Source organism: Candidatus Obscuribacterales bacterium (assembly GCA_036703605.1).
Classification (GTDB): Bacteria; Cyanobacteriota; Cyanobacteriia; order RECH01; family RECH01; genus RECH01.
This window is the reverse complement of sequence record DATNRH010000416.1, coordinates 1-1,436: the sequence shown is the minus strand read 5'-3', so window position 1 is coordinate 1,436 and position 1,436 is coordinate 1. Positions and strand designations below refer to the sequence as shown.

The 1,436-nt window shown below is 55.4% G+C and carries 2 protein-coding genes; both read right to left on the bottom strand.

Features of this window, described 5'->3' with window-relative positions:
• Positions 1-412 (bottom strand): 3,4-dihydroxy-2-butanone-4-phosphate synthase (locus tag V6D20_08550; protein ID HEY9815831.1); only part of this gene is annotated, 412 nt, incomplete at its 3' end.
• 97 nt (positions 413-509) lie between these two features.
• Positions 510-1,436 (bottom strand): NtaA/DmoA family FMN-dependent monooxygenase (locus V6D20_08545; protein ID HEY9815830.1); only part of this gene is annotated, 927 nt, incomplete at its 5' end.

Here is a 1,436-nt window from a genome sequence, read left to right as displayed (position 1 = left end):
AAATTTGCCCCGGACGCTTTAGATCACGGGGCGTGGTGCTGGTGGCAATGGCGGTCTGGATGGTGCGCGATCGCCCCTCTGCCGACGAAGCCTTGAACGTCCCTGCCTTAGGCACTGCATCAATACTGACCGTAAAGGCCGTCTGGTGGGTATCGGTATTGTGGTGCACCATGGGCGGTAGCTTGAGATAGTCGAGGCGATCGCCCGTCATCGCTAGACAAATGAGCCCCCGTGCCTGTCGAGCCATAAAGTTAACCATGGCGGGGGTGGCAAACTGGGCAGCACAGACTAAATCACCCTCGTTTTCCCGGTCTTCGTCATCGACTACCACAATCGCTTCGCCAGCTCTGATGGCGGCTAACGCACTTTCCACAGAATCAAACGCAATGTCCGCTGTCTTTGAATCGGGCAAGGGAGAGGCCAGGAGAAGGCCAGAAGATAGGTTTACACCCGCAGCGGGCTGCCCCCAATGAGATGAAACTACAGACTGATCCATAACAAACAAACCACTAATCGGCTAACAGGTTTTCGCGCAGGGTGGTACCGGGGTAAGCCGTTCGATAACGCCCGCGTCGCTGCAACTCTGGCACCACCAGATCCACAAATTCTTCAAAGCAGCCGGGAGTATAGGTTGCCACTAGCATGAACCCGTCGGCCCCGCCTTCGTCCATGTAGTATTCCATCGTGTCGGCAATGTCAGAAGCTGTACCGACAGTGATGGGCATGCCCATACCCATGGCGTAATACAGGGCCGCTTCTTTCACGGTGATTGGGTTACCACCCTTGGCGTAGATAATGCTTTCGAACAAGCCCTTAATGCCAGGGATTTCAATGTTCTGCACGTATTCGTCGAGATCATAGGTCGAGAAATCGGGGCCAAAGTGGCCCGAGATCCAAGCAAGGGCACCTTCGAGGGGACTATTGGCACGAATGTGCTCGTACTTTTCTTGGGCGTGGGCGCGGGATTCGCCGACGATGCACTGCAAGCCGTAGATCAGCTTGACGCTGCTGGAAGGACGGTTGAAGGTCTTGACCAGCCGCTGATTCAGGTCTTCGCTGTACTGCCGCATACGATCGACGTTGGGGTGCACGGCAAAGATGGCCTCAGCATGTTTAGCGGCAAAGTCGCGCCCACGATCGGAGGAACCGGCCTGCCAGAGCACCGGTCTACCCTGGGGGGAGCGGTAGCAAAACGAACGCCCTTTACTGCGGAAAAACTCACCCTCAAAGTCCACTTCTTTAACCTTAGCTGGGTCGGCAAAAATACCGCTGGACTTGTCGGCAACAATGGCGTCGGGTGCCCAGGAATCCCAAAGTTGGTAGCAGAGTTCCATATACTCCTCCATACGCTCATGGCGACGGGAGCGATCGCTCATTTCTGCACCGTAGGCATCCCATTCACTCTTGGAATAAGAACTGACAATGTTCCAGGCAAT